Source organism: Sphingomonas sp. dw_22 (assembly GCF_018449795.1).
GTDB lineage: Bacteria > Pseudomonadota > Alphaproteobacteria > Sphingomonadales > Sphingomonadaceae > Sphingomonas.
In genome coordinates, this window is sequence record NZ_JAAVVE010000008.1 from 46,543 (window position 1) to 72,828 (window position 26,286).

General features: G+C 68.4%; 25 protein-coding genes and 1 tRNA gene. 8 read left to right on the top strand and 18 right to left on the bottom strand.

Going from position 1 to position 26,286, the window contains the following annotated elements:
• Positions 1-49: 49 nt before the first annotated feature.
• Positions 50-973: an AraC family transcriptional regulator gene (locus HB724_RS05665; protein WP_213979939.1), complete on the top strand. Its 924-nt coding sequence runs from the start codon at positions 50-52 to the stop codon at positions 971-973.
• Between the two features lie 149 nt (positions 974-1,122).
• Here HB724_RS05665 and HB724_RS05670 read toward each other — a convergent pair whose 3' ends face one another.
• From HB724_RS05670 to HB724_RS05680, 3 genes are read right to left on the bottom strand one after another with little or no spacing between them, the layout of a single operon-like run.
• Positions 1,123-1,293 (bottom strand): hypothetical protein, encoded by a 171-nt coding sequence (locus HB724_RS05670; protein ID WP_213979940.1) that lies wholly within the window; start codon positions 1,291-1,293, stop codon positions 1,123-1,125.
• Positions 1,293-1,475, bottom strand: coding sequence for a hypothetical protein (locus tag HB724_RS05675; protein ID WP_213979941.1), 183 nt, complete (start codon positions 1,473-1,475; stop codon positions 1,293-1,295). The genes HB724_RS05670 and HB724_RS05675 overlap by 1 nt, the downstream gene beginning before the upstream one ends.
• A gap of 2 nt (positions 1,476-1,477) precedes the next feature.
• Positions 1,478-2,446, bottom strand: coding sequence for a threonine/serine dehydratase (locus HB724_RS05680; RefSeq protein ID WP_346344672.1), 969 nt, complete (start codon positions 2,444-2,446; stop codon positions 1,478-1,480).
• Positions 2,447-2,597: 151 nt separating this feature from the next.
• On the opposite strand from HB724_RS05680, the gene HB724_RS05685 reads away from it, so the two are divergent.
• From HB724_RS05685 to HB724_RS05700, 4 genes are all read left to right on the top strand, one after another.
• Positions 2,598-3,788, top strand: coding sequence for a type III PLP-dependent enzyme (locus HB724_RS05685; protein ID WP_213979943.1), 1,191 nt, complete (start codon positions 2,598-2,600; stop codon positions 3,786-3,788).
• 168 nt (positions 3,789-3,956) lie between these two features.
• Positions 3,957-5,036 carry a deoxyhypusine synthase gene (locus HB724_RS05690; RefSeq protein ID WP_213979944.1) on the top strand — a complete coding sequence of 360 codons (1,080 nt, stop codon included), beginning with the start codon at positions 3,957-3,959 and terminating at the stop codon, positions 5,034-5,036.
• A gap of 85 nt (positions 5,037-5,121) precedes the next feature.
• A complete protein-coding gene (locus HB724_RS05695) occupies positions 5,122-6,087 on the top strand; it encodes an alpha/beta hydrolase (protein WP_213979945.1) in 966 nt (321 codons plus the stop codon).
• Positions 6,088-6,293: 206 nt separating this feature from the next.
• The gene (locus HB724_RS05700; protein WP_213979946.1) at positions 6,294-6,728 is read left to right on the top strand and encodes an MAPEG family protein; all 435 of its coding nucleotides are present in this window, start codon (positions 6,294-6,296) and stop codon (positions 6,726-6,728) included.
• Here HB724_RS05700 and HB724_RS05705 read toward each other — a convergent pair.
• From HB724_RS05705 to HB724_RS05760, 12 genes are all read right to left on the bottom strand, one after another.
• Positions 6,725-8,617: an XrtA/PEP-CTERM system amidotransferase gene (locus HB724_RS05705; protein ID WP_213979947.1), complete on the bottom strand. Its 1,893-nt coding sequence runs from the start codon at positions 8,615-8,617 to the stop codon at positions 6,725-6,727. The two genes, HB724_RS05700 and HB724_RS05705, sit on opposite strands and share 4 nt — an antisense overlap.
• Entirely contained in the window at positions 8,617-10,155 is a 1,539-nt protein-coding gene (xrtA, locus tag HB724_RS05710; protein ID WP_213979948.1) for an exosortase A, read from the bottom strand. Before xrtA ends, HB724_RS05705 begins: the two co-directional genes overlap by 1 nt.
• The gene (locus tag HB724_RS05715) at positions 10,152-11,363 is read right to left on the bottom strand and encodes a TIGR03087 family PEP-CTERM/XrtA system glycosyltransferase (protein WP_213979949.1); all 1,212 of its coding nucleotides are present in this window, start codon (positions 11,361-11,363) and stop codon (positions 10,152-10,154) included. Before HB724_RS05715 ends, xrtA begins: the two co-directional genes overlap by 4 nt.
• Positions 11,363-12,424: a FemAB family XrtA/PEP-CTERM system-associated protein gene (locus tag HB724_RS05720; protein ID WP_213980011.1), complete on the bottom strand. Its 1,062-nt coding sequence runs from the start codon at positions 12,422-12,424 to the stop codon at positions 11,363-11,365. The genes HB724_RS05715 and HB724_RS05720 overlap by 1 nt, the downstream gene beginning before the upstream one ends.
• 8 nt (positions 12,425-12,432) lie before the next feature.
• Positions 12,433-13,272 carry an XrtA system polysaccharide deacetylase gene (locus HB724_RS05725; protein ID WP_213980012.1) on the bottom strand — a complete coding sequence of 280 codons (840 nt, stop codon included), beginning with the start codon at positions 13,270-13,272 and terminating at the stop codon, positions 12,433-12,435.
• A gap of 7 nt (positions 13,273-13,279) precedes the next feature.
• Positions 13,280-14,386, bottom strand: a complete 1,107-nt coding sequence (locus HB724_RS05730) for an AAA family ATPase (protein WP_213979950.1) — start codon at positions 14,384-14,386, stop codon at positions 13,280-13,282.
• 31 nt (positions 14,387-14,417) lie between these two features.
• Complete coding sequence (locus HB724_RS05735) at positions 14,418-16,019, bottom strand: hypothetical protein (RefSeq protein WP_213979951.1); 1,602 nt, start codon at positions 16,017-16,019, stop codon at positions 14,418-14,420.
• On the bottom strand, positions 16,016-17,029 hold the full coding sequence (locus tag HB724_RS05740; protein ID WP_213979952.1) for an AAA family ATPase: 1,014 nt from the start codon (positions 17,027-17,029) through the stop codon (positions 16,016-16,018). Before HB724_RS05740 ends, HB724_RS05735 begins: the two co-directional genes overlap by 4 nt.
• A 4-nt stretch (positions 17,030-17,033) precedes the next feature.
• Positions 17,034-18,545 carry an XrtA system polysaccharide chain length determinant gene (locus HB724_RS05745; RefSeq protein ID WP_213979953.1) on the bottom strand — a complete coding sequence of 504 codons (1,512 nt, stop codon included), beginning with the start codon at positions 18,543-18,545 and terminating at the stop codon, positions 17,034-17,036.
• A 13-nt stretch (positions 18,546-18,558) separates the two neighbouring features.
• On the bottom strand, positions 18,559-19,203 hold the full coding sequence (locus HB724_RS05750; RefSeq protein WP_213979954.1) for an XrtA/PEP-CTERM system exopolysaccharide export protein: 645 nt from the start codon (positions 19,201-19,203) through the stop codon (positions 18,559-18,561).
• A 115-nt stretch (positions 19,204-19,318) separates the two neighbouring features.
• Positions 19,319-20,518: a pyridoxal-dependent decarboxylase, exosortase A system-associated gene (locus HB724_RS05755; protein WP_213979955.1), complete on the bottom strand. Its 1,200-nt coding sequence runs from the start codon at positions 20,516-20,518 to the stop codon at positions 19,319-19,321.
• A complete protein-coding gene (locus HB724_RS05760; RefSeq protein ID WP_213979956.1) occupies positions 20,515-22,029 on the bottom strand; it encodes an acyl-CoA ligase (AMP-forming), exosortase A system-associated in 1,515 nt (504 codons plus the stop codon). The genes HB724_RS05755 and HB724_RS05760 overlap by 4 nt, the downstream gene beginning before the upstream one ends.
• Positions 22,030-22,106: 77 nt before the next feature.
• On the opposite strand from HB724_RS05760, the gene HB724_RS05765 reads away from it, so the two are divergent.
• The 3 genes from HB724_RS05765 to HB724_RS05775 are packed head-to-tail and all read left to right on the top strand — an operon-like array spanning position 22,107 to position 23,793.
• Positions 22,107-22,379, top strand: a complete 273-nt coding sequence (locus tag HB724_RS05765) for an acyl carrier protein (protein ID WP_213979957.1) — start codon at positions 22,107-22,109, stop codon at positions 22,377-22,379.
• Positions 22,376-23,014, top strand: a complete 639-nt coding sequence (locus HB724_RS05770; RefSeq protein WP_213979958.1) for a hypothetical protein — start codon at positions 22,376-22,378, stop codon at positions 23,012-23,014. The genes HB724_RS05765 and HB724_RS05770 overlap by 4 nt, the downstream gene beginning before the upstream one ends.
• Entirely contained in the window at positions 23,002-23,793 is a 792-nt protein-coding gene (locus tag HB724_RS05775; RefSeq protein WP_213979959.1) for a hydrolase 1, exosortase A system-associated, read from the top strand. Before HB724_RS05770 ends, HB724_RS05775 begins: the two co-directional genes overlap by 13 nt.
• Positions 23,794-23,952: 159 nt before the next feature.
• On the opposite strand, the gene trxB is transcribed toward HB724_RS05775, so the two are convergent.
• The 3 genes from trxB to HB724_RS05790 form a co-directional block, all read right to left on the bottom strand.
• Entirely contained in the window at positions 23,953-24,924 is a 972-nt protein-coding gene (gene trxB / locus HB724_RS05780; RefSeq protein ID WP_213979960.1) for a thioredoxin-disulfide reductase, read from the bottom strand.
• 145 nt (positions 24,925-25,069) lie between these two features.
• Positions 25,070-26,140: an acyltransferase gene (locus HB724_RS05785; RefSeq protein WP_256731348.1), complete on the bottom strand. Its 1,071-nt coding sequence runs from the start codon at positions 26,138-26,140 to the stop codon at positions 25,070-25,072.
• A 32-nt stretch (positions 26,141-26,172) separates the two neighbouring features.
• Positions 26,173-26,249, bottom strand: a tRNA-Met gene (locus HB724_RS05790).
• Positions 26,250-26,286: the final 37 nt, after the last annotated feature.

Genomic DNA, 26,286 nt, shown 5'->3' on the forward strand with positions numbered 1-26,286 from the left:
CCCGATGATACATAATGCATCATCTGCAATTCATGCTCGATCGTCTGAAATGGATCCCCTCGCCTCCGTCATCGACCTGCTGCGCCCGCGCACCCTGCTCTCGAAGCGCATCAGCGGCGCGGGGCGCTGGGGCGTGCGCTACGACGCCTATCGCGATCCGAGCTTCTGCCTCATGCTCGTCGGCGCCTGCTGGCTAACCGTCGAGGGCGCCGCCCCGCTGCGGCTTGCGGCCGGCGATTTCCTGCTGATGCCGGCGACGCCCGCCTTCGCGCTGACCAGCGATCGGGACATGGCGAAGGAGAAGCTGCCCCTCGGGCCGGATTCGACGGGGCTTCGCGAGCTTCGGCACGGCGATCCCGATGGCGAGGCTCCGGTGCGCATGATCGGAGGCTTTTTCCGCTTCGATGCCGGCAATGCCGCGCTCCTGCTCGATCTGCTGCCCGCCACGATCCATATCCGCTCCTCCGATCCCGGCGCCGACCGGCTACGCCAGATCGTGCGCCTCATCAGCGACGAGGTGGACGGCGACGCGCCCGGGCGCGATCCCATTCTGGAGCGCCTCGCCGAAGTCCTGCTGATCGAGGCGCTGCGCTGGCGCCCCGGCGAGCGCGACCTGCATCCCCATGGTCTACTCGCCGGCCTTGCCGACGCGCAGGTCGCCGTCGCGCTGCGGCGGATGCACGGGGACGTCGCCTATCCCTGGACGATCGTCGAGCTCGCGCGCGACGCGGGCATGTCGCGCGCGAGCTTTGCCGAGCGGTTCGCCCGGACGGTCGGCATGCCGCCGATGCAGTATCTGCTACGCTGGCGCATGGCGCTTGCCCGGGACATGCTGCGCCATCGCTCCGGACAGCTCGAACAGGTCGCCGCGGCGATCGGCTATCAGTCGGCAAGCGCCTTCAGCACCGCCTTCAGCCGCCACATGGGCATGCCGCCCAGCGCCTTCGCGCGGATACCCGCAATGGAGGGATAGCGACGCCTCTTATCCCCCTCGTCACCCCGGCCGAAGTGCCGGGGTCCACCGGGATGCTGGGAGAGCCGCTTGAGCTTCGAGGGGCTCTCTTGAGGATGAGTGGCCCCCGGCACTTCGGCCGGGGTGACGGATGAGAGGCGTGCGCTCGCCTAAACCGTCCAGACCAGCACATTGCCGAGCAGCACCACGGCAGCGACGATCATCAGCACGCCCTTCTGCCGCTCGCCCCTGCGCCACGTCGTCACCCCGCCCCAGACGAGCGCGCCCGTGGCGATCACCGCGATGCTGAGCATCAGCGCATTGATCCGGGGATCGAACATCACAACAGCCGGCTGATGCCGTAGACAAGCGCCGCGATCGCCAGCCCCGCTCCCGCGAAATAGGCGATCGCGCGCGGATCGCGGCGATAGACCATCATCAGGAAGCCGAAGATGATGTAGCCGAGCGGCCGCAGCACGAAGCTGAGGGCATTGGCCGCCACCGCGCCGAATCGATTCGCCATCCCTAGTCCCTGGATCCCAACACCCGTGCATAGGCGTCCGGATCGGCATTGCCCCCGGAAAGGATCACCAGCAAGCCCGGTTCGGGATCGACCTTGCCCGCAAGCACCGCCGCGAGCCCCACCGCGCCGCCCGGCTCGACCACGACCCTGAGCCGCGCCGCCGCCCAGCGCTGCGCGTCGCGTATCTCCGCCTCGCTCACCGCAACGCCCGTAGCCCCGCGCCGCGAGAGCACGTCGAAGGTGAGCGGAGAAACCTCCTTCGTCTGCAACGCATCGCAGGCCGTGGGCGGCGGATTGTCGCCCACCGGCTCGATCCACCCCGCCTCCAGGCTGCGGCGCATGTCGTCCCAGCCCTCGGGCTCGGCCACGGTGATCTGCGCATCGGGAAGCGCCAGCGTGATACCCGCCGCCAGCCCGCCGCCGCCGCACGGGATCACCACCCGCGCCGGATCGGGCAGCTTCATCTCCACCATCTGGGTCATCGCCTCGATACCGGCGCTGCCCTGCCCCTCGATGATCCAGGGATCGTCGAAGCTCGGCACCAGCACGGCGCCGCGGGCATGGGCCAGATGCGCGGCGATCTTCTCGCGGCTCTCGGTCGCGCGGTCGTAGCGGACCACTTCGGCGCCCATCGCCATCGTCGCCTCGATCTTCACCCGGGGTGCATCGGCGGGCATCACGATCACCGCGGGAATGCCGATTCGCTTCGCCGCCCAGGCGATTCCCTGCGCATGGTTGCCCGAGGAATAGGCCACCACCCCTTTCTCGCGCGCCTCCGCATCCAATGCGGTGAGCCGATGCCAGGCGCCACGGATCTTGAAGGCGCCGATCGGCTGCAGATTCTCGGCCTTGAAGCAGACCGGAACCCCGCGAATTTCTGCTGTAAATAGAGGTGTTTGCGGCAGGATCGCTGCAATCTTTGCCGCAGCATCCCGCACCCCTGCCCGCGTCGGTTGTCGCACAATTGTCACTTTCCACCCCGCCATGAAATTCCAGACCCGAGAATCACTTTACACACCCCCCACTCGTCCTTATGTGCCGCCTTCCGCTGCCCCATGGGACTTCCAACCGCAAGGCAGCTTTCGTCAATGTTTGCCGCAAGGCATTTGGAGGTCCCTTGAGTTGCACAAGCATCATAGCGCGCTGGGGTTAGCTGCTACCCTTCGTCCGGTTCAGCCGGTCACGCTCGTTCGCCCGCACGCCGCATCGCGGGCTGCCCGTTTCTTCGCAGAGAAGTTTCCGGGCCGCTCGATGTATGCGGTGAAGGCGAACCCTTCTCCCGAGCTCCTGCAGATCCTGTGGGATAGCGGAATCACGCATTACGACGTCGCCTCGATCGCCGAGGTGCGGCTGGTCTCGTCGACCCTGCCCGAAGCCACCTTGTGCTTCATGCACCCGGTCAAGGCCCAGGAGGCCATCGCCGAGGCGTATTTCGAGCATGGCGTCCGCGTGTTCAGCCTCGACAGCCTCGAAGAGCTCGACAAGATCGTCCGCGGCACCAAGGGCGCGACCGACCTGACGCTCTGCGTGCGCCTGCGCGTCTCTTCGGATCATTCGAAGCTCAGCCTCGCGTCGAAGTTCGGCGCCGGCCCGGGCGAGACGAAGCCGCTGCTGATGGCCGCCCGCCAGGTCGCCGATGCCCTGGGCATCTGCTTCCATGTCGGCAGCCAGGCGATGTCGCCCGAAGCCTATGCGAACGCGATGGAGCGCGTCCGCATCGCGATCGTCGAGGCCGGCGTCACCGTCGACGTGATCGACGTGGGCGGCGGATTCCCCTCGTCCTATCCGGGCATGGAGCCGCCGCCGCTCGAGCGCTATTTCGCGACGATCCACCGCGCGTTCGAGAGCCTGCCGGTCTCCTATTCGGCCGAGCTCTGGGCCGAGCCGGGCCGCGCGCTGTGCGCCGAGTACAGCTCGCTGATCGTGCGCGTCGAGCGGCGCCGCGGCTCCGAGCTCTACATCAACGACGGCGCCTATGGCGCGCTGTTCGATGCGGCGCATATCGGCTGGCGCTTCCCGGTCGAGCTCCTGCGCGAGCCGGAATCGAACGCCCGCGACGTGGAGTTCAGCTTCTACGGCCCGACCTGCGACGATATGGATCACATGGCAGGTCCGTTCCTGCTGCCCGCCGACGTCCAGGCGGGGGACTATATCGAGATCGGCATGCTCGGCGCCTATGGCTCGGCGATGCGGACCGCGTTCAACGGCTTCGGATCGGACCAGACCGTGATCGTCGACGACGAGCCGATGACTTCGCTCTATGTCGCCGCCGACGAGGAACGGGCGCTGCCCTCGAACGTCGTAAAGCTGTAATAGGCAAGACCTAACAATCCTTCTCCCCCCTCCCGCTTGCGGGAGGGGTCGGGGGAGGGCCGTTGGGGTGGGCACACCCCTCCCCTAACCCCTCCCGCAAGCGGGAGGGGAATTTACGGGTTTCCGCGTCCCCTTAACGACGGCGGCCATGTGAAGATGGGAGAACCCATGACCGACACCCTCACCAAGACGGCAGCGGCCAACGCGCCGATCAACGACACCCGCAAGGCGGAGCTGCTTTCGAAGCAGGTCAAGCATATCGACATCAGGAGCTTCGACGCACGCCCGATCGTCGAGGCGATGGCCGATATGAGCTTCACCAGCCGCGACCTCGGCCGCGCCACCGGCATCTACAACCAGATGCTCGCCGACAAGGACTGCACCGTCGTCCTGGTGATCGCCGGCTCCACCTCGGCCGGCGGCTGCATGGACCTCTATGCCGAGCTGGTGCGCAACAACATGGTCGATGTGGTCGTCGCCACCGGCGCCACGATCGTCGACATGGATTTCTTCGAAGGGCTCGGCCACAAGCATTATCAGGCGCTCGAAGTGCCCGACGACGATACGCTGCGCTCGCTCTATATCGACCGTATCTACGACACGTACATCGACGAGGAGCAGCTCCAGGACTGCGACCACACGATCAACCAGATCGCGAACGAGCTGGAGCCCAGGGCCTATTCGAGCCGCGCCTTCATCCGCGAGATGGGCAAATATCTCTCGGAACACGGCAAGAAGGAGAACAGCCTGGTCAAGCTCGCCTACGAGCATGACGTGCCGATCTTCTGCCCGGCCTTCGTGGACTCCTCGGCCGGCTTCGGGCTAGTCAAGCATCAGGTCGACAATGCCAAGGCGGGCAAGCCCTATCTGATGATCGACGCGGTGGCGGACTTCCGCGAGCTGACCGAGATCAAGATTGCGGCGGGCACCACCGGCCTGCTCATGATCGGCGGCGGCGTGCCGAAGAACTTCATCCAGGATACCGTCGTCTGCGCCGAGATCCTGGGCCATGAGAATGTCGAGGTGCACAAATACGCGGTGCAGATCACCGTCGCCGACGTCCGCGACGGCGCCTGCTCGTCCTCGACCCTCCAGGAGGCTGCAAGCTGGGGCAAGGTCAACACCGGCATCGAGCAGATGGTGTTCGCGGAAGCGGGCTCGGTGATGCCGCTGCTGGCGTCCGACGCCTATCACCGCGGCCACTGGAAGGACCGCGCCAAGCGCGGCTGGGCCAAGCTGTTCGCTTGACCTGATTAAGCCCCTCCCCTGAAGGGGAGGGGCTTATTTCTTTGGCGATCCCCGGCTAACCTCCCCGAAAAGCGAGGAGAGAGCCATGCCGATCACCCGCCGCAATGTCCTCGGCGCCGCCGCCGGGCTGAGCATCGCCGCCACGGCCAGGGCGCAGACCACCCCACCGCCGCCAATCCAATGGCCCCCCGCCGAGCATTTCCCGCTCTGGCCCGGCAAGGCCCCCGGCAGCCCCGCCACGCTCCCCGTCCCGCACAACGAGCGCAACGGCTACAGGGGCGAGGAGCTGTGGCTACGCGGCATCGACCGGCCGATCGTCGGCGTCTACCGCCCCGCAAGCCCCGATGGCCGCGCCGTGCTGGTCATCCCCGGCGGCGGCTATGGCTTCGTCTCGGTCAGCAACGAGGGCATCGACGTCGCCGCGACGCTCACGCCGCACGGCGTCACCGTCTTCGTCCTCGCCTATCGCCTCCCCGGCGACGGCTGGAGCGACCGCGCGCAAGTGCCGCTGCAGGATGCCCAGCGCGCGATGCGGCTGATCCGGGCGAACGCCGCCAAATGGAGGATCGACCCCACGAAGCTCGGCGTGCTCGGCTTCTCGGCGGGCGGTCATCTCGCCGCCGATCTTTCGGTAGCGCATGACGAGCGCGTCTATGCCCCGATCGATGCCGCGGACACCCAGCCGGCGCGGCCTGCCTATGCCGGGCTGGTCTATGCCGTCGTCTCCTTCGCAAGCGCGGGGCTCAACAGCCGCTCGGCGGCGATGCTGCTCGGCGACAACCCCGATCCGGCCCTGACCGCGCGCCGCACCCCGCTCGATCGCGTCACCGCCGCGATGCCGCCGGTCTTCCTGCTCCATGCGATGGACGACGGCACCGTCCCGATCCAGCAGAGCCTGGCGATGATCGACGCCTGTCGCCGCGCCAAGGTGCCGGTGGAGGCGCACCTGCTCGAAAGCGGTGGCCACGGCTTCGGCGCGATGCACCTCCCCGCCGACGCGCCCGGCCGCCTATGGCCCGAGATCTTCGCGCGCTGGAACGCAAAACACTAACTCCATTCGTCACCCCGGCCGAAGTGCCGGGGTCCACCGGGATGCTGGGAGAGCCGCTGGAGGCGTGAAGGGCTCTCTGGAGGAGGAGTGGACCCCGGCACTTCGGCCGGGGTGACGGATCATGCTTCGTCGGCACCCTCTCCAACCGCAAGTTGCGCCGCCCCACCGATTGATGCAGCCTCCCCGCATCCTGGGGAGGAACCACCATGCACAGCCAAATTCTCGCGCCCGTCGTCGCGCTCATCGCCTGGACGATCGTCATGTGCGTCTGGATGCTCGCGGTCCGCCTTCCGGCGCTGAAGAAGGCCGGGATCGACATGTCCAGGGCGCGCGGCGGGCGTCCCGGCATCCTCGACGGCCTGGTCGAGGAGCGCGCCCAATGGCCCGCGCACAATTACAACCACCTGATGGAGCAGCCGACGCTGTTCTACGCGATCGCACTGACGCTGGCCCTGCTCGGCGCCGGCAACGGCATCAACGCGTGGATCGCCTGGACCTATGTCGGCCTGCGCATCGCCCACAGCATCGTCCAGGCGACCTTCAACAAGGTCTCGGTCCGCTTCCCGCTGTTCGTACTGTCGACCTTCACGCTGTTCGCGCTGACGCTCCACGCCGCGATGGCGATCCTGCACGCGGCCTAGCGGAACAGCCGAGCCAGGCTCCGCTCCAGCATCAGCAGCTGCCACAGCGTCCGGCCATGCTCGGCGCGGCCGGCGCGGTGATCGTCGGCCAGCCGGGCGATCGTATTCGGATCGAACCACCCGCTGCCGAGCAGCACCGGCGATCGCGCCAGCCCTGCCGCTTCCTCTGCCAGCGCCTTGCGGAACCAGGCGCTTACCGGCGTCACGAAGCCCATTTTCGGCCGGTAGAGGATCTCCTTGGGCAGCCAGGGCTCCAGCGCCTTCTTCATCAGCCACTTGCCCTGCCCCGCCCGGATGCGGAGCGACGGCGGCAGCGTCGCGGCGAACTGGACGAAGCGATAGTCGAGCAAGGGCTCGCGCGCCTCCAGGCTTACCGCCATGCTGGTGCGATCGACCTTGGTGAGGATGTCGCCGGGCAGCCAATGCTTGATGTCGGCATATTGCGCGCGATCGAGCCCGTCACGCGCCGGCGCCTGGCGCATCGTATCGACATAGCGCTGCTCGGCATTGTGCCCGCCCAGCGCCTTCAGCCCCTCGATGCTGTAGAGCTTGCGCCGGAGCGCCGGGCCGGTGACGCCCACCGCCTTGGGATAGGCGAACTCGCCTCCCTCGGCGAGCGCGAGCAGCGTCGTCTTCGCGCGGAAGGGGCGCGGTGCCCAATCGGCCTTGGGATAGAACCGCCCCAGCGTCCCGAAAACGCGGGAGCGGAATTCCTGCGGCAGCAGCGCGCGCATCCGCTCCTCGGCGGCGAAGAATTTGTAGCGGCGGTATCCCGCCATCGCTTCGTCCGCCCCGTCGCCCGACAGCGCCACCGTCACGCTCTCGCGCGCCAGCTCGCAGACGCGATAGGTGGGCAGCGCCGAGGCATCGGCAAAGGGTTCGTCGAACGCCGCGACCAGCGTGTCGATCAGCGCGAAATCGTCCGAATCCACCGTGCGGATGCTGTGGCTGGTGGCGAAGCGATCGGCGACGATCTGCGCATGCGAGGTCTCGTCATGATCCGCCTCGTCGAAGCCGATCGTGCAGGTCTTGACCGCCGCGCGGCTCGCCTCGGCCATCAGCGCGACCACCGCCGAGCTGTCCACCCCGCCGGAAAGGAACGCCCCCAAAGGCACGTCCGCGATCATCCGCGAGCGCACCGCCGCGCGCATATGCTCGATCAGTTCCGCTTCGAGGTCGCGCACCTTGCCGGTGGCGCGCTTCGAGAAGTCGATGTCCCACCAGCGCACCGGGTCGGGCACGTTCCGCCCACGCTCGACCAGCAGGAAATGCCCGGCGGGCAGCTTCTTCACGCCCGCCAGCATCGAGGCATCGTCGGGCACGTAACCAAGCCCGAGATAGTCCTCCACCGCGCGGAAATCGGGCGTGCGACGGAACAGCGGATGCGCGAGCAGCCCCTTCAGCTCGGAGGCGAAGGCCACCGCCCCGTCCGACAGCTCGACATAATGGAGCGGCTTCACCCCGAACCGGTCGCGCGCCAGGAACAGGCTCTGCCGGGCGGAATCATAGAGCGCGAAGGCGAACATGCCGTTCAGCCGGTCGAGCATGTCCGGCCCCCAGGCCCGCCAGCCATGGAGCAGCACCTCGGTATCGCTGTCGGTCCGGAAATGCGCGCCCAGCTTCTCCAGCTCGGCGCGGACCTCTTGGAAATTGTAGATCTCGCCATTGTAGGTGACGCACACGCCCTGATCCGGCGTCGCCATGGGCTGGACGCCGCCCTCCAGGTCGATGATCGCCAGCCGCCGGTGCCCCAGCCCCACGCCCGGCGCGGTCCACACGCCCGATCCGTCCGGACCTCGGTGGACCAGCGCCTCGGTCATCGTCACGATGCGCGCGGGATCGACCGGCTTCGCGATGGCGGGATAGTAAAGCCCCGCGATACCGCACATCAGCGCGCGCCGGCCATGCGATCGGCGAGTGTCTCCACCGGACCCAGCGCGCGGAGGAACGCCTGGATGCTGTCACGCGCGGAGACGCTATCGGTCTGCTCGGCCGATACCAGCACCGCCACCGCGGCCTGATCGCCGCCCAGCAGCTTGGCCTTGAGGGTCTCCAACTTCACGCGCTTGTCACTCCCGGTCAGAACATTGCCGACCCGGTACCAAGTCACGACCTCGCGTTCCACCCTCCCCGGCCCTGTCATCCGCATCGGCGCGCCCCGCGCGAAGCTCGGTTCGTCCTCGATCCGCACCCAGCGATCGTTCTCCCGAATGGCGCCGATGCCGAAGCCGACCAGCTCCCTGCCCTCATGCTGGGTGGCATAGACGGCGACGGCAAGGTCCACTGCCCTGCCCTGCCCATCGGCATAGCGGCCGATCAGATAATGGTCCGCGCCCGGATAATGTGGCGCCCAGGGCGCGCGGGCGCTCGGGGCCACGCGCTGCCAGCCCGACACCTGCGGCAGCTCGACGCTGGCGGGGAGCTTCGCGGCCCGCGCATCGATCAGGCTCGACCAGCCGAGGAACAGGCTCGCCACCGTCAGCACCAGCAGCGCCCCAATCGGCGCATCCACGCGGCGCCCGGCGGCCGCCTGAAGCCGCATCGGATCGAACCACGCCGCATCCGGATCGCGATCGAACCATTTCCAGCCGATCGCCAGCACCGCCGCCATCACCAGCCCGAAGAACACCCAGCCATAGACGATATGGTCCAGCCCCGTGGCCTGCTCGACCGAGGTCCACCAGGCGGCATAGATCGTCCCGAAGGCGCGCAAACCGTTGGCGATCACGGGCACGACGATCGCCATCGCCAGGAACGCCGCGCGCCGCGGCCAGGATACGTAGCAGACGTTCGCGACCAGCACGCCATAGGCGACCATCGCGATCAGGAACTTGGCGCCGGAACATGCCTCGGCGATCTCGAAATAGCCGTTGGGGGTGGTGATGAGCACCCCGTCCACGCTCGCCGGCACGCCGAACAGGTGCAGCAGCGGCATCACCATGGCGATGGTGATGTCCTGCAGCGGCCCCTCCAGGAACTCCCCGAACGGCACGAGGAAAAGCATGTACGCCAGCGGAAACAGCAACGCCCGGCTCACATTGAACCCCAGCACGGTCACCGCCGCACCCTGGAGCATCACGATCAGCCCGGCATGGCGGAACAGCGCCACGCTCGACGCATCGCCGACCAGCCACGAAAAGCCCCCCGCCCCAACCAACGCCAGCCCGGGCCACCAGCCCTGCGGCGCAACCAGCGCAAGCTCGCGCCGCCGATGCCACACCAGCCAGGCGATCACCGGCGCGACGAACAGGCAATGACCGAAAGTGGTGTTGGTCCAGTAGATCGTCGCGAGGTCGCGCGTGTCGCGGCCGAAGACCAGCAGCAGCGCGATCCATGTGCCCGCCACTATGGCGGCATGGCGCCGCCAGCGCGCATCGAACCGGGCGGGCGCCGCCACCATCGCGCGCGCGGGGATAGGAAAGGTCATGCCGCCGTCCTCCGCTCGGCCCGGCGCAGCGGCAGGCCCAGCACTTCGTCGAGCGGGGCAAGCCGCGCCTCCCAGCCATAGCGCGCGATCACCTGCCTCCGCGCCGCCGCGCCCAATTCCGCCGCCCGGTCGGGATGCGCGAGCAGATCGTTCACCGCATCGGCGATCTCGGCCACGCTCGATCCCACCCGGATCGCGCCGCCATGGTCGATCCCCTCGGCCGCCGCGCCCGAGGCGACCACGGGCCGCGCCATCGCCATGCCCTCCAGCACCTTGTTCTGGATGCCCCGCGCCAGCTTGAGCGGCGCCACCACCACCGACGCCGCCGCCAGCCAGCCGCGCACGTCGCTCACCGCCCCGGTGACGGTCACCCCGGGCAGCTTCGCCAGCACCTTCACCGCGTCGCCCGGTGCGCGGCCGACGATCGCGAAGCGCGCATCGGGATGGACGAGCCGGACATGCGGCAGGATCGCCTCGGCGAACCAGCACACCGCCTCGATATTGGGGCGATAGTCCATCTGCCCGGTGAAGACGATCAGCGGCTCCATCGCCTCGATCCGGCGGAAGCTCGCGGCGGGATCGTAAAACTCGGTGTCGATGCCGTTCTCGATCACATGGACGCGGTCGGCGCCGGTCTGCTCGCGGAAGAGCTGCGCCTCGGCCTCGCTCACGAACAGGCTGGCATCGGCCCGCGCCGCAACCGACTTCTCGAACTGCCTCAGCAGCCGCGCCTCGCGCCCATGCAGCCACGACATCGGCCAGCGCGACGTCTTGGAATAAGCGGCGAACTTGGCCGAATCCATGTCGACAAAGTCCATGACGACGCGCTGGCGCGGCCGGGCCGGCAGATATTGCGCCATCTGGCCTGAGAAGACGAAGATCGTGTCGATCGCATGCCGCGCCAGCATCGTCTCGACCGACTGGCGCAGCGCCGGATTGTCGAACGCCGCCACCGAGACCGGCCGGCCCGAGAGCAGCGCGCGCAGCCCCGCCACCACGCCCGTCCGCGATCGCCAGAAGATCGAGCGATTGCCGGTATAGCGCTTCAGCGCATCCTTGCGGCGCAGATCGGCGGGATCGTCGGCAAAGGCGATCAGATGGACGCGCTTCTTCGCCGCCAGATATTTGAGCAGGTGAAAGCCGCGGATCTTGTCCCCGCGATCCGGCGGATAGGGCACGCGATGCGCCAGGAACAAGATGTCGCCCATCAGCCCAGCCCCCGCGAGATCCACGGACCGATGCGATTGGCCAGCCACAAGGGCAGCTTCTTCCAGGCCTCCACCTGCATCCGATATTTCGGATCGAGCGGATTGACGCTGCGCGGCGGCGCGCCATCGGCGGTGCGCGCGAAATAGGTCAGCGGCTCGGGCTCGAACCCCCAATTCTTCTTGAAGGCCCCCGCCCCCGTCCCCGCCTTGGACCGCCCGAAATCGAAGCGCGCACAGCCCCGCGCGCGGGCATGGCCCATTAGCGCGAAATACATGGCGTCGTTGGCCCGCAGCGCCCGCGCGGCGGCGGTGCCGCCTCCCCAATAGGGATAGACCACGCCCTTCCAATAGAGGCTCAACACGCTCGCTATCGCCACCCCCCGGTGCCGCACCGTCAACACGTCCGCCGCCGCACCAAACTCGCCCAGAACTTGCGAAAACAGACTCGGGGGAAATACGGGCGTGCCGAGATTGCGGACGCTCTCGGCATAGACGGCATAATGGGCGCGCACGTCGTCCGGATGACAGCCGGCCCGCACGTCCAGTTCGTTGCCCAGCGCCCGGCGGACCTCCGCCCGCTGCTTGCGCGGGATCGCCAGCAGCTCGGCCTCGTCGTCCGCCGCCAGATCGCGGACGAAGCCGAAATAGGTCGTGTCGTCGACATGCCAGTCCGCACCCGGCCGCGCCCCGCCGCGCAGCTCGACACCGGGACAGCACAGCCGCCCCGCCAGCGTCCACGCCGCCTCGCCCAGCGCGCCTATCGCCCCCGGCGCATCGGCCAATATCCCCCCGCCCACGCCGAACCCGGTCGAGACCAGCGCCCGGCCGAACAGCGGCGAATGCATCTCGGTAAGCGGCAGCACCCCGGCGATCGCGCCATTGCCCCGCTCGGCGACCAGATAATGGCTCCGCTGCCGGCACCCCCGCGCCACCGCCACGCTCCACGCCGGCAGATGGAAAGGCGTGCCCTCGGCATGATCCTCCACCCAGGCCGCGATCCGCGCCCGCTCGGCCGCGTCGCCCGGATCGGCGACCCGCACCCCGATCGGCCGGTGCAGCATCGGCGCGTTCACCGCGCCCGCCGGACGGCCTCAGCCGCGACCTGGTCGATCCGGCCCCAGCGATGCCCGGCGATCAGCTTCTCCAGCTTGCCCGCCATCGCCCCCAGCCGCGAATAATGCCGCAGCTTCGACTTGAGCGGCGCCCCGGCGACCCGCGGCTGGCCGGGATCGACTTCCCAGGGATGGAAATAGAAGATCGCCGCGCGATCCACTTCGTTCGCCTCGCGCACCGCCCGGTGCGTCACACCCGAAGGCAGCAGCCGGAAAAAGCCCCCGCCTGCCGTCACTTCCCTGCCCAGGAAACGCGCCAGCGTGATCGGCAGCTCGACCAGATCGGACCCGCAGACCGGCTGGTGCGCCCCGCGCGGCGCATCCGCCCACCCATAATGATCGTGCCGGATCGGCGCGATGCTGGAGGAATAGGCGTAGCCCGCGTCCGCCAGCACCTCGTGTGCCCAGGGCGTGCGCGCATCGATCGAGAAGCTCGGCGCGCGATAGCCGGTGACGGCCACTCCCGCCGCATCCTCCAGCACCGTGCGCGCCGCCGCCAGGTCGGAGCGGAACTGCTCCGGCCCCATGGTGAAGACGCGCCGGTGATCCCAGCCATGGCTGGCGACCTCATGCCCCGCCTCGGCAATCCGCCGGATCAGCGCCGGATAGCGCTCCGCCACCCAGCCGAGCGTGAAGAAGGTCGCCTTGACCCCGCCTGCCTCGAACAGCGCCAGCACGCGATCGGTATTGGCCTCGACGCGATGTTCGAGCGAATCCCAGTCCTCGCGCGCGATCGAGTTCTCGAACGCGCCGACCTGGAACCAGTCCTCGACATCGACCGAGAGCCCGTTGACGATCATGCGGTCAGACCGTGGTCCGGCGCAGCGAGGATATGTCCGGCCGCTCGCCCTCGCCATTCTCCACCCAGTCGACCAGCAGCGCCAGCACGCGCCGCAGCGCCTCATCCTGCTGGCGGACCTGCGCTTCGAGCTGGACGATCCGCTGCTCCAGCGCGCCGGTATCGGCCGAAGCCTCCGCCTTGAACGGCCGCGCCTGGGCGGGCTCCGGGGGGATCGGCGTGCCCATCGGCATCGGAGCCGGAGTGGGAGCCGCGGTGCGCGTCGGAAAGGCTTCGGCGACGCGGTTGCGCACGCGGCCCGGCGTGTCGTTGTCCAGGTCCGCGATCACCGCCGTCACCTCGCCCGCCCCGAAGCTGTCGATCTGCTCGACCGCGCCGAACAGCAGCACCCGGCTGGCAAGCTGGTTCACCCGGCGCGGGATGCCGCCGGACCAGCGATAGATCGCCTCGATCCCGTCATTGGTGAAGCGCGGCCGCCCCCGCCAGCCGACGCAGGAAAGCCGGTGGATCAGATAGGGCTCCAGTTCGTCCGGGTCCATCGGCGCCAGATGGTGCATCGCGATCACGCGCTGGCGGAGCTGCTCGAACTGCGGCTCGTGCAGCGTCAGCCGGAACTCGGGCTGGCCGAGCAGGAAGATCTGGAGCAGCGAATAGCCGCCCGCCTGGAAATTGGAGAGCATGCGCAGCTCCTCCAGGCTCGCGAACGGCAGCGCCTGCGCCTCATCGACCACCAGCAGCGTGCGCTTGCCGTTACGGGCCATGTTGTGCAGCCCGCGCTCGATCATCGCGAGCATCGTCGCCTTGGACAGTCCCGTCGCATCGACCTGGAGCCCGGCGCAGACCAGCCGCAGCAGCTCCTCGGGCTCCAGCTGCGCCGAGACGATCTTGATGACGTTCAGCCGCTCGCCGTCGATCTCGGCGAGCAGATGGCCCATCAGCGTGGTCTTGCCCGCGCCCGGATCGCCGGTGATGACCACAAAGCCCTCGCCCTGGCTCAGGCCATAGCCGAGATAGGCCATCGCCTTGCGGTGCGTGGCCGTATCGAACCAGAAATCGGGATCGGGCGTCAGCTGGAACGGCCGGCCGCTCAATCCATAATGGTCGTCGTACATCGTCGTCACTCCGCGGGAGCCCGCGCTCCCCTTAGAATCCGTAGCGCAGCGCAAGCAGCGCCTGGGCCGAGGTGTCGCTGCCGCCCTCGCGATCGAAGCCGAATATGCCGGCCGAGACGGTCGCCCCCAAATGCCCGAAGCTATGCGTATAGGCCGTATTCGCGCCCCAGCCGAGGATGCTGTCCGCGCCCGGCAGGTCGATGCTGTAATAGCTGGCGAACACGCTGCCGCTGAGCTGCCCGTTGCGGCCGACATCGGTGGAAGCGAAGATCTGGCCATAGACGCTCTCGTCCGCGCTGCCGTCCAGCGAGAAGGCCCCGCCCGGCACGTTCGGCGCGATGAAGGTCCGCCTGGCATAGCCGCCGCCGATCCCGATCCGGGTATTGCCGCGGTTGAGCACCGCCACGCCCGCCACGCCCCGCGCCCGATAGGCCGATGTCACGGCCGAGGCGAAGACCGAGTTCAGGCATCCGCCGGTCGCGCTGCCCACCGTGCCATAGATGCAGCCGCTGAACTGATTGCCGAACGGATCGGTGGTGGTGACGAAGGCGGTCGGCAGCGTCGTCAGGCCGCCGTTCAATTGCTGGCCGAAGCTCTCGACGCTGTCATAGACGCCGATCTGCACGCCGCTGCCCGGCCCGGTCTGATAGCTGAACGATCCGGTATAGCTCATCGAGCCGTAGCGGCGGCCCGCCCGCGCCTCCAGATAGGTCCGCCGGCTCGGCCGCCAGATCACGCCCGCATCCCAGAAGACGCCGCTCAGGTCATAAGCGAGCCGGCGCGGCGAAGCCTCGTCGGTCACGAAGCGGCCGTTCGAATCGAGCACCGGCTGGCCGGCGCCGTTCAGCAGCGGATCGCGCTGGCTGAGCTGGATCTGCTCGTATCCGACGCCCGCCGTCAGCGCGATGCCGCGCGCGACCGGCAGGACGACATCGCCGCGGCCATATTTGCCCTCGAAACGCTGGTCGAGCTGGCCCGCATCCTCGCGCGTGAACGAACCGCTTGCGGTGATCCCGACGGGCAGCACCACGCCGGACTTCACGCCCACGCTGGCGGTCGCGACATGCACCGTCGAATCGTCGTAATAATCGAGCCGCGGCTGGGTGGCGGGCACGCCGGTATCGTTCGGCGCCTCCACCTTGGTATAGCCGAAACGATAGGCCGCGTTGACGAACATCGGCCCCAGATGCGTGGCGAGGCTCGGCCCCGCGAACGCCGAATAGACCTGGCTCACATTGCGCGTGTTGCCGGCATAGCTTTGCGGCGCGTCGCCGCGGATGTCGGCGCGGGTGCGCGTCGCGATCGCCCCGGCTTCCAGCGTCAGCCCCGGCGCGACCACCGCCTTGGCGCGGGCCAGGCCGCTATGCGTGTGATCGTCGTTGAGGTTGTCGCCATAGGCGAAGCGATGCTCATATTGATAGCTGAGCTGCACCTCGACCCGGCGGGTATGCACCGAAGCGTCGATCCCGGCGCCCAGCGTCGAATAGGTCAGCACGTCGCCGCTCTGGAGATCGGCGGCGAGCACCTGCCCCGCCTCGATATAGGGCGTCACCTGCACGCGCCGCTGCTGCTGCGCGCTCGCGGGCTGGATCGCCAGCGCGAGCGCGGCGATGCAAAGGCCGAGACGGATCATCTGCCCGCCTCTTCATAATAGCTGCCGAAGCGGCGCCCGGCCGGCTGGAACGACACCGAGTTGAGGACGAGCTGGATATGCTCGCATCCGTCAAGCGCGGCGACGGCGGCGCGCAGGTCGCTCTCGCTGGTGCGGTCGGCGCGGACCACCAGCATCACCTGCCCGGCATGCAGCGCCAGCACCGATGCCGGCGAGGCGGCCAGCGCGGGCGGCGAATCGAAGATCACGATGCGGCGCGGATTGGCGGCGGCGAGCTTGTCGAGGATGCGGCGTGCCTTGTCGCTCGCCAGCAGCTCGGTATCGCTGACGCTGCGCGTGCCGGCGGGAAGCACCGAAAGCTGCGGCACGTCGGTATCGACGATGCAGTCCTCGACATCGACATCGCCGGTCAGCGCGTCGAGCAGCCCCGGCCCCTGCGGCAGCCCCAGCCGTTCGAGGACATCGGGCTTGGCGAAATCGGCATCGACCAGCAGGATCTCGACGTCCTTCTCGGCCGACATCGAAAGCGCGAGGTTGATAGCGCAGAAGGTCTTGCCTTCGTCGGGCTGGGCCGAGCAGACCAGGATCATCCGCGCGCGGTCGGCATCCGCCCCCGCCACGGCGCGGGCGGTGAGGAGGAGTTGACGCTTCACCATGCGGAATTCCTCCGCCAGCGGCGTGATCGGCCCGCCGGGCACGAGCATCCCCGCCTCGGCCAGCGCATCGCGATCGATCGGCGCCGAGCGGCGGGTGCCGGGCTGCACCGTCACTACGGGCTTGGCCGCAGGCTCAGGCGCGGCTGCAATCGCCGGTTCGGGCGCAAGCGCCTCGACTTCATGGCCGCGCCGAAGCAGCGGCCCCTGGGGCTCCTCGGCCAGGATCGGCGGAGCCGGCTGCGGCGCCGGCATCGGCACCACCACCGGCTGCTCGAAACTCGGCTGCGTTCCCGTGCCCGGAACCGCGAACTGGTTCTGCGCCGCCGCCCGTTCGAGCAGCGATCCGCGATAGCGCCGGGGGGTATGTTCGTTCATTGGCTCAGGCCCCCATGCCGCGCTGGACGAATTCGACGCCCACCAGCCCCAGATAGGCCACACCCAGCGCCCCGAGCCCGCCGGCGAACAAGGTCAGCCGCTGGCGGCGGAGCGTCATCTGCGAAGCGGTCACGACTTCGCGGATCGATCCGATCACCGGCAATCCGCTCGCCTTTTCCAGCCGCGATGCGGTGTCGAAGGTGCTGCGCAGCTTGCCCAGCGCAAACGCCGCCGCGACGCCCGCGCCGAGCCCGGCGATCAGCACCGCGGTCAGCAGCATCGGCCGATTGGGCGCGGTCGGCGCGCGCGGCTGGGTCGGCGGGTCGATCACGCTGAACTTGACCGCGTCGGTCTCGGTCTGCGCCTGGCTGTTGATCCGCACCTGCTCGCGATCGGCGAGCAGCTTGTCATACTGGTCCTTGAGCACCTGATATTCGCGGTCGATCTGGCCCTGCTCGGCCGCCACGCCCGGCGCGTCGGCGATCTTGGTGTTGAGCGCCGCCAGGTCGCCCTCGATCTGCGCCTTGCGCTGGCTGAGCGCCGCCACCTGCGCGGCCTTGTCCGCCTGCATCGAGCGCAGGCTCAGATACAGCGGATTGCCCGTGGCCGCGCCGCCGCCGGCCAGCGGCTCGTTCTTCGCCGCCGCCTGCGCCGCCACGAGCTGACTCTTGAGCGCGATCACGTCGGGATGATTGTCGGTCCAGCCCTTGGCCCGCGCATCGGCGAGCTGGCCCTGGATCGCCGCCAGCCGCGCCCGCGCCGGCCCCGCCGTCGCACCACCGCCGCCGGGGATATTGGCCGCCGTGCCCGCCATCTGGCCGTTGACCGCCGCCAGGCTGCTCTGCGCCGCCGCCAGGTCCGACTGGATCTGGGCAAGCTGCTGCCGCGCCGCGCCGATCCGGTCGTCGAGCGAGCCGGTGCCCGGCAGCGCGCCCAGATAGCGCGACTGGAAGTCGGCCTTCTTGGCCTCGGCCTCCTGCAACGCCTTCTGCCGCACGTCGAGCTGCTGGTCGAGGAAGCGCAGCGACTGGCTGGTCTGGTCGCGATTGTCGGCCAGATTGTCCTCGACGAAGATGTCGATCAGCTTCTGCGCGATCTGCCGCGCCATCCTGCCGTTCGGCCCCGTCACCGCGATCTCGAACAGATTGTCCTGCTGCGCGGTCAGCTTGATCGCCTTCTGCAACCCCGCCACGCGATCCGCGACATCGCGATCGGTCGCCACCGTCCGCGCCATGTCGGTGCCGCGCACCACCTTCTCCAGGTTCACCGCGCTGGTGAGCGTCTGGCGGATCCGGTCGATGTCCTTCTGCTGCTCCAGCGCGACATTGCCGGTCTGGGTCGGCAGGATCTGGCGGAGCTGCACGAAGATGCGCGCCCGCGATTCATACTGGTTCGGCATCTGCGACACCACCAGCCAACCCGCCAGGCACACGCCCCAGGCCACCGCCAGCGCCACCCAGCGCCGCATCCACACCGCGTGCAGCGCCGCACGCACTTCGTCGTAAAGACCCCCCATCCCCGCGCGGCCCTTAGAACATGCTCTGGGGGATGATGACGACGTCGCCCGGCTCGAGCTTGACGTTGGCCGAGGTATCGCCGTTCTTCAGCAGGTCGGACAGGCGCAGGCGGAACTCGGTCTGCTTGCCGGTCTGCTTGTCATAGCGGATCAGCCGCGCGCGATTGCCCGACGCGAACTCGGACAAGCCGCCGACCGAGATCATCGCATCCAGGATCGTCATATTGGCGCGATAGGGGATCGAGGCCGGCTTCTCGGTCGCGCCCACCACGCGGACCTGCTGGCTATAGGTGCCCGAGAAATTCTCGACGATCACCGATACGATCGGATCCTTGATATACTCGCCCAGCGCGATCTTCAGGTCGTCCGCCAGCATCGCCGGGGTCTTGCCGACCGCGGGCATGTCGCTGATGAGCGGGGTGGTGATGCGGCCGTCGGGGCGCACCTGCACCTTGGCCGAAAGCTCGGGATTGCGCCACACGAAGACGTTGAGCTGGTCGAGCGGCCCGATGACATATTGATCGCTCGGCGCCTCGCGGCTGGCGACGAAGGCGGCGGGCGGCAATTGCGGCCGGCCGCCACTGCTGCTGCAACCGGAGAGCAGCGCGGCACCCAGCATCGGCACCGCGATCATCCTGGTCACTGACGAAAGAAACATGCTTGAACTCCCCACTCCTGCGCGGTTTGGGAAGCGTCACCGACGTCTCGGCAGCCGAGTCCGCGCAAGACCCGCCGCAGCTATGCGCGTGCATCGGTAAAGATAGCGTTAGGCGCTAAAGGGCCTGCGTTTCGGCCAGTATCTCGCGCACCGGCGGATGGCCCAGGAATGCCGAAGGGCTGGCCGTCGCGCCATAGGCCCCCGAGGCGAAGATCGCGATCACATCGCCCACCCCGGCGCGTGGCAGTGCCACGCGATCCGCGAGCCGGTCGAGCGGCGTGCACAGCGGCCCCACCACGCTCACCACTTCCTCCGCCGCGTCCTGCATCCGGTGCGCCACCGCCACCCGATAGTTGCGCTTCACCACCGTCCCGAAATTGCCCGTCGCCGCCAGATGATGGTTGAGCCCCCCGTCCACGATCAGGAAAATCTCGCCCCGGCTCTCCTTGCGATCGACGACGCGCGCCAGATAGACCCCCGCCTCGCCCACCAGCCAGCGCCCCAGCTCGATCGCATAATGCGTATCGAGCTTGCCCAGTTCGCCGCCCAGCGCCGCCCCGACCGCCTCGACGTCCAGCGGCGCATCCCCCGGAAAATAGGGGATTCCAAACCCGCCGCCCAAATTCACCAGCGGCGGCACCGCCCCTGCTTCCTCCGCCAGCCGCGCCGCCAGCGCCACCGTCGCCGCCTGCGCCTCGATCACTGCCGAGGCATCCAGCGCCTGCGACCCGGCGAAGATATGGAAGCCCCGCCAGTCCGCCCCCGCCGCGATCAGCCGCCGGACCAAGGCCGGCACCCGCACCGCGTCGATCCCGAAGGGCGAGGCGCGCCCGCCCATCTTCATCCCCGATCCGCGCAACTCGAAATCCGGGTTCACCCGCACCGCCAGCCGAGGCGTCACCCCCAGTACTCCGGCGATCCGCAACGCCCGATCCGCCTCGCCCTCGGATTCGAGATTAAGCGTCGCCCCCGCCCGGATCGCCGCCTCCAGCTCGAAATCGCGTTTCCCCGGCCCGGCGAAGCTGACGTCCTGCGCCGCCATGACGCCAAGCGCCCGCTCTAGCTCGCCCGCCGAAGCGACATCGAGCCCGTCCACCAGCGGCGCGATCGCGGCAAGCAGCGGCGGAAACGGATTGGCCTTGATCGCATAATGCACCGCCACCCCGACCGGCAGCGCCGCCCGCAACCGCGCGATCCGGGATCGCACCACCGCGAAATCATAGACATAGCCCGGCGTCGCCTCGTCCAGCCAGGGCAATGCATCGAGCCCCGCGAACTCCGGCGGGATCGGGCCGAAGGGTTTGGCACCGTTCATCGCTCGCCCTCTCCTTCACCGGGATGGCGAACAGCCTCCCGCAACGCCGCCCGGTCCAGCTTGCCATTGGCATTACGCGGCAGCTCCACCCGCCATTCATAGCGCGCCGGCTGCATGAAGCTCGGCAATTCCCGCCGCAGCCGCTCGCGCAGGTCATGCTCCCGCGCCCCGTCGCCCCGCGCCACCACCACGATCGCCTGCCCCAGCCGCGCATCCGTCACGCCGAACGCCGCCGCCTCGCCCGTCTCGCCGCCCGAGAGCACCGCGTCCTCGATCTCGGTCGGGCTGATCCGGTTGCCGGCCGATTTTATCATCTCATCATCGCGCCCCACGAAACGCAGCAGCCCGTCGTCGCCCTCGATCACCGTATCGCCGGACCACACCGCCATGCCCCCGCTCGCGGCAAAGTCCGGCGCCGGACGAAAGCGCTCAGCCGTCCGCTCGGGATCGCGCCAATAGCCCTGCGCCACCAGCGGCCCGGCATGGACCAGTTCGCCCTGTTTCGCCCGGCGTCCCTCGCCATCGACCACCAATATCTCGGCGAAGGGTATCGCCCGCCCGATCGAATCGGGATGGGCATCGACCAGCGCCGGATCGAGATAGGTCGATCGAAACGCCTCGGTCAGCCCATACATCGGATAGAGCCGCGCCTGCGGAAACCGCGCGCGCAGCCCCTTCACCATCGCCCGGGTCAGCGCCCCGCCCGAATTGGTCAGCCGCCTGAGCCGCGCCGCCGTCTCCGCCGGCCACTCCGCCTCCAGCAGCTGCACCCAGAGCGGCGGCACCCCCGCCAGCGTGGTGATGCCGAACCGCTCGACCGCCTTCACCACGTCGCGCGCCGTCAGATAATCGAGCGGCACCACCCGCGCCCCGCCCGCCCAGGTCGAGAAGAGCTGGTTCTGCCCATAATCGAAGCTCAGCGGCAGCACGCCCAGCACGCGATCCTCAGATTCGATCTGAAGATAATGCGCCACGCTGATGGCCCCGAGCCATAAATTGGCATGGCTCAGCATCACGCCCTTGGGCCGCCCGGTCGATCCCGAAGTATAGAGGATCGCCGCCAGCGCCCCGGTATCGGCCCGCGAGGGCGGCAAGGCATCCCCGGAGACCAGTTCCTCCTCAAGCACGATCCGGCAATCGGCCGGCACGTCCCCCGCCTCCAGCGCCGCGATCCGCGCCGCCTGCGTCACCAGCACCCGCGCGCCGCTGTCGGCCAGGATATGCGCCACCTGCGCCCGCTTGAGCACCGGATTGACCGGCACATGGATCAGCCCCGCGCGCGGCGCCGCCAGCGGCATCAGGCACGCCGTCCGCGTCTTGGGCAGCCAGGTCGCCACCCGCTCGCCCGCCGCCAGCCCCAAGCGGCTCAGCCAGTGCGCCATACCGCCCACCGCCGCCTCCAGCCCGACATAGGTCAGCGTTCCCGCGCGATCATCCAATGCCACGGCGCCAGCCTCCCCACGCAACAGCAGCGTATCGATGGGGTACGGAACGGGGTCGAGCGCGATCATCCCCGCCACCCTTACCCTTGGCAGCGCCCCCGCCAACCCTTACGGAGCCGAAAAATTCACCGCTAGGGGGACAGGCATTGCAACCCGATGGGTCGCCGGAGATCGAAGACACCGTCCGCGCCGTGCTGCGCGACGTGCTGGGATTGAGCGAGGAGCGCGCCGCCGCTTTCCGCGAGGACACGCTGTTGTTCGGCGCGCTGCCCGAACTCGATTCGCTCGCCGTGGCGGGCGTGCTCACCGAGCTGGAGGACCGGCTCGGCATCCTGATCGAGGATGACGAAGTGGACGGCGAGATGCTGGAGAGCTTCGGCGCCCTCACGCGCTTCGCCGCCGCCAAGGCGCTGGGGTGATCGACCATTATGACTGGGCCGGCGGCCGCGAAGCGATGCTTCGCTTCGGCCCCGATACCGGCCCGGTCATAGTCGCGGCGCTGCCGCTGTTCGAGGAAGCGAACCGCACCCGGGCGTTCCTGGTGACGATCCTGCGCGCGCTGGCCGAGCGGGGCATCGCGAGCGCGCTTCCCGATCTGCCCGGCCAGGGCGAGAGCCTGGTGCCCACGCACCGGATCGAGATCGCCAACCTCCGCGCCGCCTTCGCCGCGGCCGCCCGCACCGTCCACGATCGGGTATACTCGATCGGCATCCGCAGCGGCGCGCTTGTCGACACGCTCGCAATCCCCGCAGGCCGCTGGCACTTCGCACCCCAGACCGGCCCCGAACTGCTCCGCGAGCTCCATCGCATCCGTCAGGCCGGTGGCGGCGACGATTTCGCCGGCAACGCCCTGTCCCCGGCCTTCCTCGCCGAACTCGACGATTCCGGCCTGGAAGCCGCGCGCACGATCCGTCTCGATTCCGATCCGAAGGATGCCGATGCCCGGTATCCCGGCGCCCCGCTCTGGCGCCGTGCCGAACCGGACAATGATCCCGCCCTCGCCGCGCTGCTGGCCGACGACATCGCCATCTGGATCCACGCATGCGAAGGCTGATCGCCTTCCCCTGCGCTGGCCACACGCTGCTCGGCACGCTCGATGAGGCCCCCGGCACCACCGGCCTGTTGATCGTCTCCGGCGGCAATGAGATCCGCATCGGCGCGCATCGCGGCATGGCCTTGCTCGCCCGGCGCGTCGCCGAGGCCGGTCACCCGGTATTCCGCTTCGATCGCCGCGGCATCGGCGATTCGACCGGCGAGAATCACGGCTTCGAGAGCAGCGCGGAAGACATCGCCGCCGCCGCAGCCACCTTCCGCGCCGAAACCGGCGTCACCCGCATCGTCGCCTTCGGCAATTGCGACGCCGCCACCGCGCTCGCCTTCTTCCACGCTGGGGCCGGCATCGACGCGCTGCTCCTCGCCAATCCCTGGGTGGTCGAGCAGACCGACGACCTCCCCCCCGCCGCCGCGATCCGATCGCATTATGCCCGGAAGCTGCGCGATCCCCGCGAATGGCTCCGCCTGCTGCGCGGTGGTGTGAATATCGCCAAGCTATTCAGAGGCCTGACCAAGCTATCGCAGAGTCAATCTAAGGTTTCCGACGGCATCCCCGCGCGTCTCGCCAAGGCGCTCGCAGCGATCCAGGCGCCAATCACCATCCTGCTGGCCAAGGGCGACAACACCGCCATCGCCTTCGCCGACGCCTACAAGGCCGCGGCCTTCGATACGGTCCGCGCCTGCATCCGCATCGAGCCCCTCGACAGCGGCAGCCACAGCTTCGCTTCCGCCACCGACAAGCAATGGCTGTTCGAACGGATCCTGGCCGCCCTCGCCTGAGGTGCCTTGCAATGTAGGATTTGAGCGGCTTGAGTGCTCCGCCCGAGCCGCAGGCGCGAGCCGCTCTTTGAGATCGTCAGCCGTGTCGCCAAAGGCCCCTGACCCGGATCGGCCAAAGTGCACGAATGACCCGCGAGTCCGCGCACTTTGGCCCCGAGGCTATTCCGCCGCCTGCGCCACCGTCTCGAAATCCGCCTCGGCCAGGAAGCGCTCCGAATCGAGCGCCGCCATGCAGCCCGTGCCCGCCGCCGTCACCGCCTGGCGGTAATGCTTGTCCATCACGTCGCCGCAGGCGAACACGCCGGGGACGCTCGTCTTGGTCGTCCCCTTCTCGACGACGATATAGCCGTCCGAATCGAGCTCGATATGGCCGCGGAACAGCTCGGTCGCCGGGTGATGGCCGATCGCGACGAAGCCGCCGTCCACCTCCAGCGTCGAAAGCTCGCCGGTCACCATGTCCTTCAGCTCGATGCCGACCAGTCCCTCGGGCTGGCCGCCGCCGATGAAGCGCTCGACCTTCTTGTTCCACATCACGCTGATCCGTTCGTTGGCGAACAGCCGCTGCTGCAGGATCTTCTCGGCGCGGAACGAGTCGCGGCGATGGATCACGGTCACGTCATGGCTGTGGTTGGTGAGGTACAGCGCCTCCTCGACCGCGGTGTTGCCGCCGCCGATCACCCCCACCTTCTTGCCGCGGAAGAAGAAGCCGTCGCAGGTGGCGCAGGCGCTCACGCCCTTGCCCTTCAGCAGCTCCTCCGAATCGAGGCCCAGCCAGCGTGCCTGGGCGCCGGTGGCGATCACCAGCACGTCGCCCAGATAGACGGTGCCGCCGTCGCCCACCATGCGGAACGGCCGCTGCGAGACGTCGACCTCGACGATCGTGTCCCACATCATCTGCGCGCCGACATGCTCGGCCTGGGCCTGCATCTCCTGCATCAGCCACGGCCCCTGGATCACGTCGCGGAAGCCGGGATAATTCTCCACGTCAGTCGTGGTCATGAGCTGGCCGCCGGGCTGGATGCCCTGGACGACAATCGGCGCCAGCCCGGCGCGTGCGCCATAGATGGCGGCCGAGAGGCCGGCAGGGCCGGAGCCCAGGATCAGCATGCGAGTGGAATGAGTGGCGGTCATGGTGCTTTCCGATTCTGGGCCAGAAATCTGGGATGCCGCTTCTTGGGGGAGCGCATCGTCGGAAGCAACATGGCGTGCGTCGCGCGGCATGCAATGGCCGAACGGCGCAGCAAAGCTGTCGGCCCGCCAAGCGGGATTTGGGCCTCTATCCGGCAAGGATGCGCAGGACCGGCACCCGCATCAATATCCGGATCGCGATGGCGCTGAGCACCGCGACCGCGAAGGCGAGCATCGCGAATTCCACAGGCCCATCATTGCCGATGACCGGACCCAGCTTGTACAGGAAGAGCACGTGCACGCAGTAGATGCCCAGGCTGAGCTTGCTGAGGTCGACGATTATGCGCGGCACGCTCGGCCGATCGGGGGCGATCCCGATCAACAGGCCGCAGACCCCCAGCACTATCGTCGAGATCGACGCTTCCATATGCCACAGGGGAATCCCCATGCCCCAGGCGATCCACCAATTCTCGGCCAGCGACAGCCCGAAGCAGCCGATCGTCGCGACGATCGCCAGGCGATACGACAGGCGGAACGCGCTGCGCGCAAGCATCGCGCCGATGCAGACCAGCAGCGGCCCGGCATATTCGCGAGTCCATAGGAGCCCGCCGGGCGGTTCGATCAGCCAGAAATAGGGCCCTCTCGCCAGGCCATATGCCGCAATCGCCGCGCAGAGGATAAAAGCCTTTCCGAGGCCGAATTTCGAGCCGGCCAGCGCGACCAATATCTGGCTCGCCCCCAGCACGGGCAGGAACCAGAGCTGGAAGGCGAGGCCGCCCAGAAGCAATTCCTGAAGGCTCGGTTGCCAGGGCGAAGGCGGCGGAAAGGCCCCGAAGAAGATGACGTAGATCGCATACCAGCCGCAATAGATCGGCAGCAGCCTTTGCAGCGGCCGATTCAGGATCGCCCAGTCCGGCGTTTCCGGGATCCTCAGGAAATAGCCGCCGGCCGCGAAGAAGAACGGAACGGCGAACCTGCAAACCGTACCGACAAGAGTCACCCATAAGGGCTGCGCCATGCCGATCGGGATCGCGGGCAGCGCGTGGAGGGCGACGACCATCAACGCCGCAAGGAACCGGATCGCGTCGATCAGTTCGAACCGCTGGATCCTGTTCGAACTATCGGCGGCATTCCCGGTCAGGCAGGATCCCCTGGGGCTATGGTCTGCCGGATTCGATAGTTCAGCGGCGCCCCATGGTCCAGCGGGCGCGGCCCGCAACGGGCCGTTTCGATGCCGGACCAGAAAGGAAATGGTAGCGGAGGAGGGACTTGAACCCCCGACCCCAGGATTATGATTCCCGTGCTCTAACCAACTGAGCTACTCCGCCCCGCTTAGGGCTCGCCGAAGCGAGGGGGCCACATAGG

Bases quoted from the DNA above. Each gene is read 5' to 3' on its own strand.
- HB724_RS05760 (WP_213979956.1), bottom strand. From the start codon at position 22,029: ATGATCGCGCTCGACCCCGTTCCGTACCCCATCGATACGCTGCTGTTG.
- HB724_RS05775 (WP_213979959.1), top strand. From the start codon at position 23,002: ATGCGAAGGCTGATCGCCTTCCCCTGCGCTGGCCACACGCTGCTCGGC.
- HB724_RS05670 (WP_213979940.1), bottom strand. From the start codon at position 1,293: ATGTTCGATCCCCGGATCAATGCGCTGATGCTCAGCATCGCGGTGATC.
- HB724_RS05755 (WP_213979955.1), bottom strand. From the start codon at position 20,518: ATGAACGGTGCCAAACCCTTCGGCCCGATCCCGCCGGAGTTCGCGGGG.
- HB724_RS05715 (WP_213979949.1), bottom strand. From the start codon at position 11,363: ATGGGCGACATCTTGTTCCTGGCGCATCGCGTGCCCTATCCGCCGGAT.
- HB724_RS05675 (WP_213979941.1), bottom strand. From the start codon at position 1,475: ATGGCGAATCGATTCGGCGCGGTGGCGGCCAATGCCCTCAGCTTCGTG.
- HB724_RS05665 (WP_213979939.1), top strand. From the start codon at position 50: ATGGATCCCCTCGCCTCCGTCATCGACCTGCTGCGCCCGCGCACCCTG.
- HB724_RS05690 (WP_213979944.1), top strand. From the start codon at position 3,957: ATGACCGACACCCTCACCAAGACGGCAGCGGCCAACGCGCCGATCAAC.
- HB724_RS05720 (WP_213980011.1), bottom strand. From the start codon at position 12,424: ATGCTGCACCGGCCGATCGGGGTGCGGGTCGCCGATCCGGGCGACGCG.
- HB724_RS05740 (WP_213979952.1), bottom strand. From the start codon at position 17,029: ATGAACGAACATACCCCCCGGCGCTATCGCGGATCGCTGCTCGAACGG.
- HB724_RS05730 (WP_213979950.1), bottom strand. From the start codon at position 14,386: ATGTACGACGACCATTATGGATTGAGCGGCCGGCCGTTCCAGCTGACG.
- xrtA (WP_213979948.1), bottom strand. From the start codon at position 10,155: ATGACCTTTCCTATCCCCGCGCGCGCGATGGTGGCGGCGCCCGCCCGG.
- HB724_RS05700 (WP_213979946.1), top strand. From the start codon at position 6,294: ATGCACAGCCAAATTCTCGCGCCCGTCGTCGCGCTCATCGCCTGGACG.
- trxB (WP_213979960.1), bottom strand. From the start codon at position 24,924: ATGACCGCCACTCATTCCACTCGCATGCTGATCCTGGGCTCCGGCCCT.
- HB724_RS05735 (WP_213979951.1), bottom strand. From the start codon at position 16,019: ATGATCCGTCTCGGCCTTTGCATCGCCGCGCTCGCGCTGGCGATCCAG.
- HB724_RS05705 (WP_213979947.1), bottom strand. From the start codon at position 8,617: ATGTGCGGTATCGCGGGGCTTTACTATCCCGCCATCGCGAAGCCGGTC.
- HB724_RS05745 (WP_213979953.1), bottom strand. From the start codon at position 18,545: ATGGGGGGTCTTTACGACGAAGTGCGTGCGGCGCTGCACGCGGTGTGG.
- HB724_RS05695 (WP_213979945.1), top strand. From the start codon at position 5,122: ATGCCGATCACCCGCCGCAATGTCCTCGGCGCCGCCGCCGGGCTGAGC.
- HB724_RS05750 (WP_213979954.1), bottom strand. From the start codon at position 19,203: ATGTTTCTTTCGTCAGTGACCAGGATGATCGCGGTGCCGATGCTGGGT.